This is a genomic window from Pseudomonas sp. XWY-1, from assembly GCF_002953115.1.
In the GTDB taxonomy this organism is placed as follows: domain Bacteria; phylum Pseudomonadota; class Gammaproteobacteria; order Pseudomonadales; family Pseudomonadaceae; genus Aquipseudomonas; species Aquipseudomonas alloputida.
Map to the genome: position 1 here is coordinate 1305001 of NZ_CP026332.1, position 15939 is coordinate 1320939.

At 61.1% G+C, this 15939-nt stretch carries 12 protein-coding genes and 2 rRNA genes (1 of these 14 only partly in view); 10 read left to right on the top strand and 4 right to left on the bottom strand.

Annotated elements, in window-relative coordinates:
• The 10 genes from PRJ_RS06175 to PRJ_RS06230 all read left to right on the top strand — a co-directional run.
• Positions 1 to 1541, top strand: a 23S ribosomal RNA gene (locus PRJ_RS06175) (it extends 1352 nt beyond the left edge of the window).
• A gap of 131 nt (positions 1542 to 1672) precedes the next feature.
• Positions 1673 to 1788, top strand: a 5S ribosomal RNA gene (gene rrf / locus PRJ_RS06180).
• Positions 1789 to 2375: 587 nt separating this feature from the next.
• Complete coding sequence (locus PRJ_RS06190; protein WP_023389386.1) at positions 2376 to 4019, top strand: acetolactate synthase large subunit; 1644 nt, start codon at positions 2376 to 2378, stop codon at positions 4017 to 4019.
• A gap of 545 nt (positions 4020 to 4564) precedes the next feature.
• A complete protein-coding gene (locus tag PRJ_RS06200; RefSeq protein WP_020193031.1) occupies positions 4565 to 5461 on the top strand; it encodes a nitrilase family protein in 897 nt (298 codons plus the stop codon).
• Positions 5462 to 5471: 10 nt separating this feature from the next.
• Positions 5472 to 6626 (top strand): hypothetical protein, encoded by a 1155-nt coding sequence (locus PRJ_RS06205; RefSeq protein WP_104960943.1) that lies wholly within the window; start codon positions 5472 to 5474, stop codon positions 6624 to 6626.
• A complete protein-coding gene (locus PRJ_RS06210; RefSeq protein ID WP_104960944.1) occupies positions 6623 to 7612 on the top strand; it encodes an asparaginase in 990 nt (329 codons plus the stop codon). The genes PRJ_RS06205 and PRJ_RS06210 overlap by 4 nt, the downstream gene beginning before the upstream one ends.
• Before the next feature lie 91 nt (positions 7613 to 7703).
• A complete protein-coding gene (locus PRJ_RS06215; protein WP_104960945.1) occupies positions 7704 to 8255 on the top strand; it encodes a UPF0149 family protein in 552 nt (183 codons plus the stop codon).
• A 169-nt stretch (positions 8256 to 8424) separates the two neighbouring features.
• Positions 8425 to 9054: a glutathione S-transferase family protein gene (locus tag PRJ_RS06220; protein ID WP_064492310.1), complete on the top strand. Its 630-nt coding sequence runs from the start codon at positions 8425 to 8427 to the stop codon at positions 9052 to 9054.
• Between the two features lie 27 nt (positions 9055 to 9081).
• The gene (locus PRJ_RS06225; RefSeq protein ID WP_104960946.1) at positions 9082 to 11118 is read left to right on the top strand and encodes a pyridoxamine 5'-phosphate oxidase family protein; all 2037 of its coding nucleotides are present in this window, start codon (positions 9082 to 9084) and stop codon (positions 11116 to 11118) included.
• 108 nt (positions 11119 to 11226) lie between these two features.
• On the top strand, positions 11227 to 12123 hold the full coding sequence (locus PRJ_RS06230) for a LysR family transcriptional regulator (protein ID WP_010952319.1): 897 nt from the start codon (positions 11227 to 11229) through the stop codon (positions 12121 to 12123).
• 73 nt (positions 12124 to 12196) lie between these two features.
• Here PRJ_RS06230 and PRJ_RS06235 read toward each other — a convergent pair whose 3' ends face one another.
• The 4 genes from PRJ_RS06235 to PRJ_RS06250 all read right to left on the bottom strand — a co-directional run bounded on the left by PRJ_RS06235 (position 12197) and on the right by PRJ_RS06250 (position 15891).
• Positions 12197 to 13066 (bottom strand): aldose 1-epimerase, encoded by an 870-nt coding sequence (locus PRJ_RS06235; RefSeq protein ID WP_104960947.1) that lies wholly within the window; start codon positions 13064 to 13066, stop codon positions 12197 to 12199.
• A gap of 25 nt (positions 13067 to 13091) precedes the next feature.
• A complete protein-coding gene (locus PRJ_RS06240) occupies positions 13092 to 14015 on the bottom strand; it encodes an EamA family transporter (protein ID WP_104960948.1) in 924 nt (307 codons plus the stop codon).
• 67 nt (positions 14016 to 14082) lie between these two features.
• Complete coding sequence (locus PRJ_RS06245; protein WP_104960949.1) at positions 14083 to 15363, bottom strand: TRAP transporter large permease; 1281 nt, start codon at positions 15361 to 15363, stop codon at positions 14083 to 14085.
• Entirely contained in the window at positions 15364 to 15891 is a 528-nt protein-coding gene (locus PRJ_RS06250; protein ID WP_104960950.1) for a TRAP transporter small permease, read from the bottom strand.
• Positions 15892 to 15939: the final 48 nt, after the last annotated feature.

Below are 15939 nucleotides of genomic sequence, written 5' to 3' on the forward strand. Positions count from 1 at the left end.
TGAAAAGCGTAGTCGATGGAAAACAGGTTAATATTCCTGTACTTCCAGTTATTGCGATGGAGGGACGGAGAAGGTTAGGCCAGCCTGGCGTTGGTTGTCCAGGTTTAAGGTGGTAGGCTGAAATCTTAGGCAAATCCGGGATTTCAAGGCCGAGAGCTGATGACGAGTTGCCTTTAGGCGACGAAGTGGTTGATACCATGCTTCCAAGAAAAGCTCCTAAGCTTCAGATAACTGGGAACCGTACCCCAAACCGACACAGGTGGTTAGGTAGAGAATACCAAGGCGCTTGAGAGAACTCGGGTGAAGGAACTAGGCAAAATGGCACCGTAACTTCGGGAGAAGGTGCGCCGGCGAGGGTGAAGGACTTGCTCCGTAAGCCCATGCCGGTCGAAGATACCAGGCCGCTGCGACTGTTTATTAAAAACACAGCACTCTGCAAACACGAAAGTGGACGTATAGGGTGTGACGCCTGCCCGGTGCCGGAAGGTTAATTGATGGGGTTAGCGCAAGCGAAGCTCTTGATCGAAGCCCCGGTAAACGGCGGCCGTAACTATAACGGTCCTAAGGTAGCGAAATTCCTTGTCGGGTAAGTTCCGACCTGCACGAATGGCGTAACGATGGCGGCGCTGTCTCCACCCGAGACTCAGTGAAATTGAAATCGCTGTGAAGATGCAGTGTATCCGCGGCTAGACGGAAAGACCCCGTGAACCTTTACTATAGCTTTGCACTGGACTTTGAATTTGCTTGTGTAGGATAGGTGGGAGGCTTTGAAGTGGGGACGCCAGTTCTCATGGAGCCATCCTTGAAATACCACCCTGGCAACTTTGAGGTTCTAACTCAGGTCCGTCATCCGGATCGAGGACAGTGTATGGTGGGTAGTTTGACTGGGGCGGTCTCCTCCCAAAGAGTAACGGAGGAGTACGAAGGTGCGCTCAGACCGGTCGGAAATCGGTCGTAGAGTATAAAGGCAAAAGCGCGCTTGACTGCGAGACAAACACGTCGAGCAGGTACGAAAGTAGGTCTTAGTGATCCGGTGGTTCTGTATGGAAGGGCCATCGCTCAACGGATAAAAGGTACTCCGGGGATAACAGGCTGATACCGCCCAAGAGTTCATATCGACGGCGGTGTTTGGCACCTCGATGTCGGCTCATCACATCCTGGGGCTGAAGCCGGTCCCAAGGGTATGGCTGTTCGCCATTTAAAGTGGTACGCGAGCTGGGTTTAGAACGTCGTGAGACAGTTCGGTCCCTATCTGCCGTGGACGTTTGAGATTTGAGAGGGGCTGCTCCTAGTACGAGAGGACCGGAGTGGACGAACCTCTGGTGTTCCGGTTGTCACGCCAGTGGCATTGCCGGGTAGCTATGTTCGGAAGAGATAACCGCTGAAAGCATCTAAGCGGGAAACTTGCCTCAAGATGAGATCTCACTGGGATCTTGAATCCCCTAAAGGGCCGTCGAAGACTACGACGTTGATAGGTTGGGTGTGTAAGCGCTGTGAGGCGTTGAGCTAACCAATACTAATTGCCCGTGAGGCTTGACCATATAACACCCAAGCAATTTGCTGACGCAGATTGCGGTGGTGAAGACGAAAGACCCGAAAATTCGTAAGACCACAAATATCGCATATCCGGATTCGCTGGGCTGTCCATCTGGACATTCTGGCAACAGAATTTCTTGACGACCATAGAGCATTGGAACCACCTGATCCCATCCCGAACTCAGTAGTGAAACGATGCATCGCCGATGGTAGTGTGGGGTTTCCCCATGTGAGAGTAGGTCATCGTCAAGATTCATTTCGCAAAACCCCTATCTGCGCATGCAGGTAGGGGTTTTGTCTTTGTGGGCAAAAAACTGGACCTGCTCGAGAGCGGAGATGGCACCGGCTTCGCCGGTGTTCGCGGGTAAACCCGCTCCTACAGCGGCCTGTGTCCACCCCCCGATGTGTGTCTACCACCGATCTGTGTAGGAGCGGGTTTACCCGCGAATACGGTGGCGGTGGCAACGGTGAACGGCAGGTGGGGATTGGCCAGCAGGCCCGGCCCATTCGCGGGAACCCGCCCCTACAGCGGCCTGTGTCCAACCACCGATCTGTGTAGGAGCGGGTTTACCCGCGAATACGGTGGCGGCGGCAACGGTGAACGGCGGGTGGGGATTGGCCAGCAGGTCCGGCCCCTTCGCGGGTAAACCCGCTCCTACAGAGGATGGTGCGAAGCCAGGTTAGAATGGCCTCAACGCAGCATTAACGTGACTTTCCCGCACCCCCCCTACGTCAAGACTTTGGTTCGGGGCACTTTTGTTCCTGGACCTGGCGATGCCAGCGTACCGTGCTGCGCATTTCTGGACTTCCCCGTCCCATCACTTGAGGTAGCAAGCAAGATGGCCAAGGCCGCCGATGTCGTTGTGCAATGCCTGGAAAACGAAGGTGTCGAGTATGTATTCGGCATTCCCGGTGAGGAAAACCTCGACCTGCTCGAATCCCTGCGCAAGTCGAAGATCAAGCTGGTACTGACCCGTCACGAGCAGTCTGCAGGTTTCATGGCTGCCACCTACGGTCGTCTGACCGGCAAGACCGGCGTCAGCCTGTCGACCCTCGGCCCTGGTGCCACCAACCTGGTGACCGCCAGCGCCTACGCCTACCTGGGCGGCATGCCGATGATGATGATCACCGGGCAGAAGCCGATCAAGAAGTCCAAGCAGGGTCGCTTCCAGATCATTGACGTGTGCGGCATGATGGACCCCATCACCAAGTACACCCACCAGTTCGCCTCGGCCGACAACATCCCGGCCCGCATGCGCGAAGCCTTCCGCCTGGCCGAAGAAGAAAAGCCGGGTGCGGTGCACCTGGAGCTGCCGGAGGACATCGCCGCCGAGCAGACCGACGCGCTGCCGATCCCGCGCAGCCTGCACCGCCGCCCGCTGGCCGAGCATGTGGCCATCGAAGCTGCCGTCGAGAAACTGCAGAACGCGCGTAATCCGATCCTGGTGATCGGTGCCGGTGCCAACCGCAAGATGACCGCCAAGGTCCTCAAGCAGCTGATCGACAAGACCGGCATCCCGTTCATCACTACCCAAATGGGTAAAGGCGTGGTCGACGAGCGCCACCCGCGCTTCCTCGGCAACGCGGCGCTGTCGTCGGGCGACTTTGTTCACCGCGCCGTCGAAGCCGCCGACCTGATCATCAACATCGGCCACGATGTGATCGAGAAGCCACCGTTCTTCATGGTCCGTGGCGGCACCGAAGTCATCCACATCAACTTCCGCGCTGCCGAAGTCGATGCCGTGTACTTCCCGCAAGTAGAAGTGATCGGCGACATCGCCAACGCCGTGTGGCAGATCAGTGAAGCACTGAACGACACGTCGCACTGGGACTTCACCCGCCTGATGGCCATCCGTGAAGCCAACGAAGCACAGATCGCCGAAGGCGCCGACGACGACCGCTTCCCGGTCTACCCACAGCGCATGGTGGCTGACATCCGTCGTGTACTGCCGTCCGAAGGCATCGTCGCCCTGGACAACGGCATCTACAAGATCTGGTTCGCCCGCAACTACAAAGCGCACAAGCCAAACACCGTGCTGCTGGACAACGCCCTGGCGACCATGGGCGCCGGCCTGCCATCGGCAATGGCTGCGCACCTGGTGCACCCGGACCGCCCGGTAATCTCGGTGTGTGGCGACGGCGGCTTCATGATGAACAGCCAGGAACTGGAAACTGCAGTACGTCTGGGCATGCACATCACCGTGGTGATCCTGCGTGACGACGGCTACGGCATGATCCGCTGGAAGCAGGCCAACATGGGCTTCACCGATTTCGGCCTGGACTACGGCAACCCGGACTTCGTCAAATATGCCGAAGCCTACGGCGCCAACGGCCACCGCGTGGAAAGTGCCGAAGGCCTGCTGCCGCTGCTTGAGCACTGCATCAAGACCCCGGGTGTGCACGTGATCGACTGCCCGGTCGATTACAGCGAGAACGACCGCATCCTCAACAGCGAGCTGCGTGAGCGCGCCCTGGCGGTGTAAGCCCTGACGACCTTATCGCTGTAAGCCGGCACCCACAGGTATCTCACGATCCTGTAGGTGCCGTCGGGTGGTAACCACTTTATGCCTCTCGCAATTGATCATTCTCAGGTTCTCTACTCATGGAGAACACGAGAACATGACTATTGGTTCAACACACAACCATCCTGCCGATCTGGCCATCGACCCATTACTGCCCACGCAGCCGTGGGCCGCGCGTTTCCCTAACCCCCCGGATCTCGACTACCGCCGTCTTATCGAACAAGAGGCCGGTTGCCGCACGTGCCACACACTCCATTCACCGCACTTGCATCGTCGGCGCCTGAGTTACTGGGTTGCTTCAGCCCAGTTCAATGGTGGCTTTACCCTCGAGTACTACCCCCACTATCAGGTTGGGAAATAACGGCGTACGGGCCATTTTGTAGGGGGAGTCCTACTGCCATTATGTGACTTTCCTTTGGTCCCATAGGACTCTCCTGACTGTCGCTCCCTGACCCAACATCGCTTTACTGGCGTCCTTCCAAAACAACCACAAAAAGGAAGCCGCCATGTCTGAATCCTGTTCCCCCGTCAGCCCCGTACGTATCGCTGTCATCCAGTACGACCCTCAGGTCGGTCTTGAGCACTGTGAGAGTAACGTGAGCAGAGGCCTGGCATTGGCCCGGCGCGCAGCACGCGAAGGTGCGAACCTGATCGTACTGCCTGAACTGGCCAACACGGGCTACACCTTCAACTCCCGTGCCGAGGCCTATTCCCATGCGCAGGTGCTGCAGGACGGCCCTTGCCTGAAAACCTGGGCGGACTTCGCCAGGCAATACCAGGTATACCTGGCTGCGGGGTTTGCCGAACGCGACGGGCTGAAGCTCTACGACAGTGCTGTCCTGTTTGGCCCCGAAGGCCTGCTTGGGCATTACCGCAAAGCGCATCTGTGGAACCAGGAAAAGCTTTGGTTCACCCCCGGTGACCTGGGGTTCCCGGTATTCGAGACGCCTATCGGCCGTATCGGCCTGCTGATCTGCTGGGACATCTGGTTCCCGGAAGTACCACGGGTGATGGCCGCACAAGGTGCCGACATCATCTGCAGCCTCAACAACTGGGTATGGACCCCGCCACCTTTGTTCGATGATGCAGGGCGCTGTATGGCCTCGTACCTGACCATGACGGCAGCGCATGTCAACAACGTTTATATCGCCGCCGCGAACCGTGTCGGCAGCGAGCGGGGCGGGCGCTTTCTGGGCTGCTCGCTGATCGCCGGTACCAATGGCTGGCCGATCGGCGAGGTGGGCAGTGCAGAAGCCGAGGAGATCATCTATGCCGATGTCGATTTGAGCAGTGCGCGCTCGGCACCGATCTGGAACAGCCTCAACGACCTGCCAAGAGACCGGCGCACCGACCTCTACGATGCCACCCTTGGCTATCGCTTGCATGCACCTATGCCACGTTGAGGAGTTGCGAATGAACACGCTCTTCTTCTCACGACAGCAGCATTGGCTTGCGTTGATTTTCGGCTGCCTGCTGGTGTTTTTCGCTGCAAGCCTTGGCCATGGCCAATGGCTGGATTATGCACAGAGGGTGGCGACGCTCGATGAGCCGCTCAGCCGCTTGCGCTGGATTGTTGGTGATATCAGTGAAGTGGCTTTCTACAAGCACGAACTGCCCGCGCTAGGCTTGCTGCTGGGGGCGTGCCTGGCGCACTGGGCGCAGCTGCGAGGGTACCGCTGGCAGGGCTTTGCCATCTGCTATGGCAGCGGATTATGGCCATGGGTGTTTACCAGCTCGCTTTTGGGCTTGCTGCTTAGCCATGTGTTGTGGGGATGGACCTTGGCCAGTGGCACCTGGCAACCAACGTTCGTTGCCTTCGTGTCATTGCCGGCAGCCATGGTCTTGCTTTTTGGTGCGGGCTGGCGGGTGACGATCACAGGGGCGCTACTGGGGGCACTACTGGTAACACCGGCCAGCCTGCTGATGGTCAATTACCTGTGTTATCCCCTGCAGTTACCAGTGGTAGTGGGCAATGTGAGTGGCATGGCAGTGGCAAGCGTGGTGGCCTTCATCCTGTGCAAGCGCTTTCCTTCATGGGTACGCCAATGCGGTGAACCCACCGTCGTGGCGCCGGTTGTCAATCAGCCTGACTACGGTGTGGTCTGGACTTTGCGGCGCGTTCTGGCCGACTTCAGCGAAGCCCCATTCTTTGGTAATGAGCTGGCCAGCCTCGGGCTATTGCTGGGTGTGTTGCTGGCATACCTGTTGAGCCCGGCTGCACTGTCCTACGGTTCTATGCTGGTGATGCAGATAGTGGCCGGGCAGGCCCTGGCATCCCTGGTCGGGGTTCTACTCTGGCGTGGACAGTGGAAAGCCCGTGGGTGGTACCCTACCTACATTCCGATTGTGTCGATCGTCCCGGCCGCGGTGTTGACACATGGCGGCAGCTGGCAAGTGGTGGTGGCCAGTGCAGTGCTGGGTGCACTGGTGGCTCCGCCGCTGGCAGTGGCGATCACTCAGCGGTTGCCGGCCTATGTGCATGGCTACATCGGCAATGTGGTGTCGATGGCCATCTGCACGCTTGGCATCGTGCCGGTAGTCGGGTTGCTTGTGGGGGGAGAAGCATGAGCGAACATTCGAGCCTGCCCAGGCTGTCGATCGCTACTCTGGGCGGCACGGTCAGTATGCAGGCCTGTGCTGTCGGGGATGGTGTAACGCCAAGCCTGGATTGTGAGCGGCAATTGCTTCAGGTTCCACAGTTGCGCGAGATGGCGCAGTTGAACGTTGCTTCATTGTGCCTGCTCCCCAGTGCATCGCTGGGCTTCGCGACGTTGCTGCAGGTGCTGGCATGGGCCCGTGGCGAGGTGGAGCGCGGAGCTCAGGCCTTGGTATTGAGCCAAGGGACCGACAGCCTTGAGGAAACGGCCTATTTCCTGGATCTGCTCTGGCCATTCGATGTGCCGTTGGTGATGACCGGTGCCATGCGCTCGGCGAGTCAGCCGGGCAATGATGGGCCGGCCAACTTGTTGGCTGCGGCTCAGGTTGCATTGGCACAAGACAGCCGTGGGCGAGGTGTGCTTGTGGTCATGAATGATCAGGTCCACTGCGCGGCAAGGGTTCGCAAGACGGCCAGCCTGGCGATGGCGGCATTCGAGTCGCCCGGATGTGGCCCGTTGGGCGACGTTGTGGAGGGTGTTGTGTTGTATCGCCATCCGCCCGGGCGACGGAAAGTGTTGCCGTTACCGTATCGCACCGACCAGCGCGTTGCCCTGCTGGAAGCCTGCCTGGACGCGGACACGGCGCTGCTGCGGGCTGTGGCCACATTGGGTTATGAGGGGTTGGTCATCGCCGGTTTCGGTGCTGGGCATGTTTCCGCCAGTTGGTCCGAAGTGCTGGAACACCTGGCGCCCACCTTGCCGGTCATGGTTGCTACGCGCACAGGTAGGGGGCCTACAGCCCGGGCAACCTACGGGTTTGCTGGTGCAGAGATCGACCTGCAGAAAAAAGGCGTCTACATGGCTGGGCAACTCTGCCCGCGCAAATGCCGCATCTTGCTGTGGCTGCTGATAAGCACCGACCGGCAACATGAGCTGCAGGACTGGTTGCAGCCCTGAACCATCTGCCCGCGCGGGCGTTCGCGCGGGCAGCCCTTCCGGCGTTGCTGTGCTAGGGTGCACACACTTTTGCTTCCCAGGATTCTTACCCATGCTCCCCGTACTCAGCGAAAAAGAACTCGACCGCCTCGAAGACCTGCTGATCACCTATGGCAATGACTACTCGGTGCTGGACCTGGCCGAGCTCAATGGCTTTTTCGTCGCACTCGCCAGTTCGCCGATCACTGTCCTGCCGGAACAATGGCTGCCGGCGGTAGCGGGTGGCAAGGTACCGAAGTTCAAGAAGCCCGCGCATGAGGAGGCCTACACGGCATTGATGCTGCGTTATGCCAGCCAGGTGGCAGAAGAACTGAGCAATGAGGTCGACCAGTTCGAACCGCTGTTCGAGGAACGCGAAGGCGAGCAGGGCACTGTGATCGTGATGGAGGAGTGGTGTTTCGGCTACATGCGCGGTACCCAGGTGGCCGGTTGGGGCGAGTTGCCACCGGAGCAGGCCCCGCTCCTCAAGGCCATTTCGCTACATGGGCTGGAAGATAACTTCGAGCTGCTGGACCAGATGAGCGATGAGGATATCCAGGCCTGTGTGCCGCAGGTGGTCGAGGCTGCGCGTGGGCTGTACCGACATTTCAAAAAACTGCACTGATCGGATCGTAGGCTAGCGCTCACCTGCAGACGCCAGCGCAAGTGTTTGGAAACCATTATTCCGCCCAGCGAAATTATGGTTTCCCCTGCGCACTGATTCTGCTGCCAGCCGATCCAGTGCAGCATGTGCTCCATCAGCCCCATCCCGGCGCTGACCAGGAGCCAAGCCCATGTCGAACCCGATCAAGCTCTACAACTTCCCCAAGTCTGGCCATGCCCATCGCATCGAGTTGATGCTCTCGCTACTGAACCTGCCCACCGAGCTGGTGTTCGTCGACCTGGCCAAAGGCGCGCACAAGCAGCCGGACTTCCTCGCCCTCAACCCGTTCGGCCAGGTTCCAGTCATCGATGACAACGGCACCGTGATTGCCGACTCCAACGCCATCCTCGTCTACCTGGCCAAAAAGTATGACAACGGTGCCTGGCTGCCCGAAGAACCTGCCGCCGCCGCTCGTGTGCAACGTTGGCTATCGGTCGCTGCCGGCCCGCTGGCCTTTGGCCCGGCCGCCGCCCGCCTGGTCACGGTGTTCGGGGCTTCGTTCAATACCGACGAAGTGATTTCCCGCGCCCACACCTTGCTCAAGGTGATCGATGCCGAGTTGGCCAACACGCCATTCCTGACGGGTAGCACACCCACCATAGCGGACATTGCCAACTACTCGTACATCGCTCACGCCCCCGAAGGCAATGTGTCGCTGGAGCCCTATGCCAATGTGCGCAACTGGCTGGCGCGGATCGAGGCGCTGCCGCGTTTCGTCCCCATGCCGCGCACCGTGATCGGGCTGCAAACCCACGCCTGAAACCCCGCCATCGCGAGGAACGCCGCCATGCAACAATCTCCTGATCACCGCCCCTCGCCCTGGCATGCGGGTGAAAAGACCCTGCAGGAAAAGGTCGGTGTAGCAGAACGCATGGAGGCGTTCGGGCAAAAGGTCATTCGTGACCACATGCCCGACCAGCATCGAACGTTCTATCACCAGTTACCGTTCATGGTCGCCGCCAGTGTTGATGCCCAGGGTCGGCCTTGGGCCACGCTGCTGGAAGGGCCGGAAGGGTTCGTAAGCTCGCCCGACCCTCGTATGCTGACGATCCACACCACGTTGCCAGCAGATGACCCCGCCACCCCCGGGTTGGCAGCCGGGCAGGCGGTCGGCCTGCTGGGGATCGAACTGCACACCCGTCGGCGCAATCGCATCAACGGGCAGATCCGCCACTCTGCCCAAGGGCAACTGCAAGTGGCCGTAGAGCAGGCGTTTGGCAACTGCCCGCAGTACATCCAGTTGCGTGACTACACCCGCGTCACCGAACCCGCCCTCGGGCGCATCGATGCGACAACACTGGATACCTCAACCGTCAGCATGATCCAGGCGGCCGATACCTTCTTCGTCGCCAGCTATGTCGAGCATGCTGACGGCCAGCGCTCGGTGGATGTCTCCCACCGTGGTGGCCGGCCAGGGTTCATCAAGGTCGAAGGCAATCGGCTCACCATTCCCGACTATGCAGGCAATCTACATTTCAACACCTTGGGCAACCTGGTGGTTAACCCGCGGGCCGGCTTGCTGTTCATCGACTTCAAAAATGGCAATGTGTTGCAACTGTACGGGCGTGCCGAGGTGCTGCTGGACAGCCCGGCCATCCAGGCCTTTGAAGGCGCTGAGCGGTTATGGACACTGCAGGTCGAGCAGGTGGTGTGGCGTCCGGCAGCCGTTGCCCTGCGCTGGGCTTTCAAGGAGTACGCGCCGACCAGTCTGATGACCGGTACCTGGGGCGAGGCCGATGCGCGCCTGGAGCAGCGGCAACAACAGCGCCAATGGCTGGCCTGGCAGGTGCTGCGGGTGGAGCAGGAAAGCCGCGACATCCGCTCGTTCTATCTCGAACCACCGGCAGGCTGCCGTGTGGCCTTTGCCCCTGGCCAGCATCTGCCTGTGCAAGTGCCGCGTGATGGCGAGTCGGCGCTGATCCGCACCTACAGCCTTTCAAGTGCCCCCGACGATGGATTCTTGCGCATCAGCGTCAAAGCCCAGGGCCCGGCTTCGCGGTATTTGCATGAGCGCGTTGTGGCCGGCGATGTGTTGAATGTGCGCCCGCCGATGGGCAGCTTCACGCTTGACCAGCAAAGCACGCGTCCGTTGGTGCTGATCGGCGCGGGCGTGGGCATCACGCCGTTGCTGGCCATGCTGCGCCAGCAGTTGAGGACAGGGCAGGCCCGGCGCATTCATCTGTTCCATGGCGCCCGCAGCCTGGCCGACTTGCCGTTCCAGCAGGAACTGGCGGCCTTGCGGCAACAGGCTGGCGATCTACTGCAGGTATACCGTGCCCTGAGCCAGCCTGAAGGGCACGCGCAGGTCGGTCGTGATTACGAGTTTGCCGGCCGGTTGGGTATCGAACAGGTCAAGGCAACGCTGGCGTTGGACGACTACGATTTCTACCTGTGTGGCCCGGGCAGCTTCACCCAGCAGCTTTACGAAGGGCTGCGTGGGGTGCATGTGCCGGATGCGCGGATTCACGCCGAAGCGTTTGGCCCGTCGACGCTGCGGCGGCACACCGACGCAGACCAGCCAATCCTGCAACAGCCACCTGCCGCTGACGAACCGGTGCCGGTGTATTTTGCCGCGTCGGCCAAGGAGGCTCGCTGGGTACCCGGTAGCGGCACCTTGCTGGAACTGGCCGAGGCGCGTGGGCTGGCCCCGGAGTTCAGTTGCCGGGGTGGTTCGTGTGGTACCTGCAAGACCCGGCTGGTAAGCGGCCAGGTGCATTATTCGAATCCGCCGGCAGAGTTGCCGGAGGCAGGGTCGGTGCTGATCTGTTGCGCTGTGCCGGCGAAGGTGGAGGAGGGGGGGCAGGCGTTGGTGCTGGATGTCTGATTCAAGCCAGTCGCAGGTGCTGGCTTGCCCGCTAAGAGGCCGGCACAGCTAACACCAGGCATCCAGATGAAAGATAATCCCCACGCCTCTTAACCTTCAGGAGCCCGCATGGACCAGATCCACCTGATGAAGGTGTTCGTCGCCGTCGGCGAGCTGGAAAGCTTCGCCGCTGCTGCTCGCCGTCTGGACATTTCCCCGGCCGCCGTCACCCGCGCCGTCAGCGCCCTGGAAGAGCAGCTCGGGGTCAAGCTGTTGCTGCGCACAACACGCAGCGTGCGCCTGACCGAGGCCGGCGGCCGCTATCTGGAAGACACCCGGCACATCCTCGCCAGTATCCACGAGGCCAATGAAGCCGCTGCCGGTATCAACGCGACTCCCAGGGGCGATTTGGCGGTGACCGCCCCGATTTTGTTCGGCAAGAAGTTCGTCATGCCGTGCATCGTCCGTTACCTGCAGCAGTACCCGGAAGTCGATGTTTCCGCGTTCTTTCTCGACCGCGTGGTGAACATGGTCGAGGAGGGCATGGACGTGGCCGTGCGCATCGGGCCGTTGCCCGACTCCGGGTTGAAGGCGCTGCGGGTGGGCAGGGTGCGGCGCATGTTGTGTGCCTCGCCCGACTACCTGGCGCGCCATGGTGTGCCGAAGCATCCGTCGGACCTGGCCGGGCATGCGATAATCGGCACCACCAATCTGTCGCCGCGTGCGGGTTGGCGCTTCGGAGTGACCGACGAGCCGACCTTGGTGCGCATGAAGCCGCGGCTGACGGTCACCAGCAATGACGGGGCAATCGCAGCTGCCAGCGGCGGGCTGGGGATTGCCCGGCTGCTGTCGTACCAGGTGGCAGACGAACTGGCCAGCGGGCAGTTGCAGGTGCTGCTGGCCGAGTACGAAGAGGCGCCCTGGCCCATTCATGTGCTGCACCGCGAAAGCAAGTACGGCTCGGCCAAGGTCAGGGCCTTTATCGATATGCTGGCGCAAGGATTGCGCGATCAGCAGCTGGATTAACGTCGTAAAGCGGGTCGAGAAAGGATGTCAGACAATGTTCGATATCGTGGCGGCCCTTTCTCAGGCAACCCGCTCACAACGCCCGATACTGCATCCTGAACCCCAGGTTCATTGCCTCCCCCCGGTGCAGCAACCGCAACCCTGGTCGCCCTGGCAGGTGGTGCGCATTGATGGGGTGGCTAACCGGCTCAAAGCAGAAAAAACCTTGCCCTTGCGGGCAAAACAGCAAGAAGTGCTCAGCCCCGCTGGCACTGCACGCCAGTCGATAACCCGCGCTGGGCTGTTCGATCACACACTCCCCAGGCCAGCCACTGAAGGCGTGATCAACCACCGTCTCGGGTAAACGCCCCATGGCATTGAAGCGCCATTGTTCGGGCACCTCGGCCTGGTACGATGGCAACCGCCCATCCTCTGCCAGCCATACTTTGCGTGCGGCTGCGTACAACTTGGTATCGGGATACCGCGGAAAGTAGGGGTGCAGCCCCAGCCCGCACCAGGTAGCTGGCTCATCCAGGTGCATCAGATGCAGGTCCAGGTTGAGGCAACCTTCATGCAGTTGCACATCCAGCGTGGCCTGGTAGGCGAACGGCACGGCACTGTCCAGCGTCAACCGAGCATGCTGTTCACTGTGCTGTTCTACCTGCCAGGCCTGCTGCCAGGCGCTGCCATGAATCGGGTAAGGGTCATGCCCGGTATTCGGTAGCAGTGCCTGCCACCCTTCGGGGCGCGCAAACCCACCCTCGGCAATACGGTTGGACCACGGCGCCAGCGGGTAGCAGGCCAGGCGTCGTGGCGTACCACTGGCCAGCGCGGCCGCGTCGGTATGGCGCAGCAGCGCCTGCCCGGTCGCCTTTACCTGCCAGTTGACCAGGCTGGCGCCGATTTCCGGGGCCAGGCTCAGGCGTGTCAGGCGGTCTTGCAGGTGCAGTTCGGTCACAGCCATGCAAGGCTCCTTTATGGAAGATCAATCAATTGGCCCGGCGGTAGGTGAGCAGCACGATGCCACACACCACCACCGCAGCGCCGACCAGTTGCACAGGGCTCAGGTGCTGGTCGAGCAAGGCCCAACCCAGCAACAACGTGGCGATGGGTTCAACGTTCATTACGGGTGCGTTCTGCGCCATGTTCAGGCGAGGGACACAGACGAACAGCAAGCTGAAGGCCAGGCCATACAGCATCACCAGGCTGGCCAGGGCCGCCCAGCCACTGCTGCTGCCCGGCAGTGACAAACCGGATGGCATCACGCCGCTTGCGCCTGCAACCAGCATGCTGGAGAAAACGATCAGCAAGGTCAGCAGGCTGCGTACAGGGCCGCGCACGGCAGCCAGTTTGTGGTCGGTGATCCACAAGGCACAGGCAAAGGCACAGGCCGCGCCGAAAGCCAGGCTCACCCCTATTGCCCAGTGCGGGTTGGCCGCAGCGCTGTCGGCCAGGCGTGCCGGCACATCCAGCGCCAGCACCAGGCCGCACAGGATCAGGCCCATGAACAGCACGGTGCGGCCCGTGGGGCGTGCACCGCCCAGTGCCCAGGTGAGCAGCGCCAGCAGCATCGGGAACGTGTTGCCCACCAGCAGCGCCAGGGCTACCGGAATGCGTGCTACCGCCGAGTACAGGCACAGGCTCTGGGTGGCGATCAGCAGGCCAAGCAACAGTTGCCAGTGCCGGGTACCGGCGGGCAGGCCTAGGGCCTGGCGTTGCCACAGCAGCAGGCAGGCAAGCACCAGCAAGGTGATACCTGAGCGGCAGAGAATGGCCAGCAGCACGCCGGTGCCGTCGTCGAATGCGATGCGAGCGGCGATGTGATTGCCGGCGAACGAACAGGCCAGCAGGGCCAGCAAGGCGATTGCCAGTTTGCGTGGGAATAGAGGTGCAGCCGAGGAGGGGACAGCCATGTGCAGGATCCGTTTGCAGGTAGGGTCAAGGGGGCTGCCTGGCAGCCCCTCGCAGCCCCGATTTTATTTACAACACCACACTGGGCAGCCACAGCGAGATGGCCGGAATGTAGGTTACCGCCATCAGGACCATGAACAGCGCCAGGTAGAACGGCAGCATCGCCTTCACCGTCGACTCGATGCTCACCTTGCCGATGGCCGAGCCGACGAACAGCACGGCGCCCACCGGTGGTGTGATCAGCCCGATCCCCAGGTTCACCAGCATGATCATGCCAAAGTGCACCGGGTCCACGCCGATACCGGTGATGACCGGCAACAGGATCGGCGTAAGGATCAGGATCAGCGGGGCCATGTCCATCACCGTGCCCAGCAGCAACAGCATGAAGTTGATGCACATCAGCACCACATAGCGGTTGTCCGAGAGGGTCAGGAACGCCGTGGTGATCTTCGACGGAATCTGCATCAGCGTCATCACGTAACCAAAACTGGCAGCAAAGCCGATGAGGATCATCACGATCGAGATGGTCCGTACCGTGCGGTGCATCAGCTTTGGCAGGTCGCGCCATTTGTAGTCGCGGTAGATGAACATGGTCACGAAGAACGACCACACCACCGCCACTGCTGCCGATTCGGTCGCGGTGAACATGCCCGACAGAATACCGCCCAGAATGATTACCATGGCCATCAGGCCCCACAGCGCTTCACCGGCAATCTTCAGCGCCTGGCGCATCGGAATCAGCTCACCCTTGGGGTAGTTGCGCTTCCTGGCAAAGATCAGGCACAGGCCCATCATCACGGCGCTCAGCAGCAACCCGGGCATCACACCTGCGATGAACAGCGAGCCAATGGAAACCGTACCGCCCGCCGCCAACGAGTACAGCACCGAGTTGTGGCTGGGCGGCGTCAGCAGCGCCTGTACCGAGCCGCTGACGGTGACGGCGGTGGAGAACTCGCGCGGGTAGCCCTTGCGCTCCATTTCCGGGATAAGCACCGAGCCCACCGATGCGGTGTCCGCCACCGACGAGCCGGAAATCGCGCCGAAGAAGGTCGAGGCCATGATGTTGACCAGCGACAGCCCGCCACGCACGAAGCCCACCAGTACCCCGGCAAACGCCACCAGCCGCCGCGACATACCGCCTTCGGCCATGATCGCGCCGGCCAGCACGAAGAACGGAATCGCCAGCAGCGAGAATTTGTTAACCCCACTGGCCACCTGGATCATCATCGCCTGCAGCGGGATGTCGATCCACCAGGCGCCAATCAACGCCGACAGCCCCAGGGCGTAGGCCACTGGCATGCCCAGCAGAATAAGCGCAATGAAGCTGCCCAACAGAATGAACGCATCCATTTATGCCGCTCCTTCGTTTTCTTCCAGGTGGTCGAAGCGCATGACATTGCGGTGGCTCTGATCGCCCAGCAGGAGCCTTTCCAGCACAAAGACCAGGGTCAGCACGCCACCGATCGGGATCGGCGCATAGGTCATGCCCACCCGCACACCCGGCAGTGACGCCAGAAACTGGTTCCAGGTGGTGATGCACAGCTTCGTGCCGTAGTAGGTCATGAACACGCACACCAGAATCATCAGTACTTGCACCAGTAGCGCGGCCAGGCTGCGCTGCAGCGGTGGCAGGCGGTCGGTGATCATCGTCACCGCCATGTGTGCCCCGGCCCGGTAGCTTGCGGCGGCACCGACGAAGGTGAACACCACCATCAGCAGGATCGCCACCGGCTCCGGCCAGCTGGCGCCGGTGCCGAGCACGTAGCGGGCGAAAATGCCCCACGGAATGATCAGCGACATGGTCAGGATCGACAGGCCGGCAACCCAGGTGCAGGTGCAGTACAGCGTGTCATTCACACGCAGGAACAGGTTTTTCATGGGCATCACCAAAGCGGCAGTGCGACGGGCGCCGCGCTGCCGAGGTCG

Coding starts and splice junctions, on each gene's coding strand:
- PRJ_RS06190 (WP_023389386.1), top strand. CDS start 2,376: ATGGCCAAGGCCGCCGATGTCGTTGTGCAATGCCTGGAAAACGAAGGT.
- PRJ_RS06200 (WP_020193031.1), top strand. CDS start 4,565: ATGTCTGAATCCTGTTCCCCCGTCAGCCCCGTACGTATCGCTGTCATC.
- PRJ_RS06205 (WP_104960943.1), top strand. CDS start 5,472: ATGAACACGCTCTTCTTCTCACGACAGCAGCATTGGCTTGCGTTGATT.
- PRJ_RS06210 (WP_104960944.1), top strand. CDS start 6,623: ATGAGCGAACATTCGAGCCTGCCCAGGCTGTCGATCGCTACTCTGGGC.
- PRJ_RS06215 (WP_104960945.1), top strand. CDS start 7,704: ATGCTCCCCGTACTCAGCGAAAAAGAACTCGACCGCCTCGAAGACCTG.
- PRJ_RS06220 (WP_064492310.1), top strand. CDS start 8,425: ATGTCGAACCCGATCAAGCTCTACAACTTCCCCAAGTCTGGCCATGCC.
- PRJ_RS06225 (WP_104960946.1), top strand. CDS start 9,082: ATGCAACAATCTCCTGATCACCGCCCCTCGCCCTGGCATGCGGGTGAA.
- PRJ_RS06230 (WP_010952319.1), top strand. CDS start 11,227: ATGGACCAGATCCACCTGATGAAGGTGTTCGTCGCCGTCGGCGAGCTG.
- PRJ_RS06235 (WP_104960947.1), bottom strand. CDS start 13,066: ATGGCTGTGACCGAACTGCACCTGCAAGACCGCCTGACACGCCTGAGC.
- PRJ_RS06240 (WP_104960948.1), bottom strand. CDS start 14,015: ATGGCTGTCCCCTCCTCGGCTGCACCTCTATTCCCACGCAAACTGGCA.
- PRJ_RS06245 (WP_104960949.1), bottom strand. CDS start 15,363: ATGGATGCGTTCATTCTGTTGGGCAGCTTCATTGCGCTTATTCTGCTG.
- PRJ_RS06250 (WP_104960950.1), bottom strand. CDS start 15,891: ATGAAAAACCTGTTCCTGCGTGTGAATGACACGCTGTACTGCACCTGC.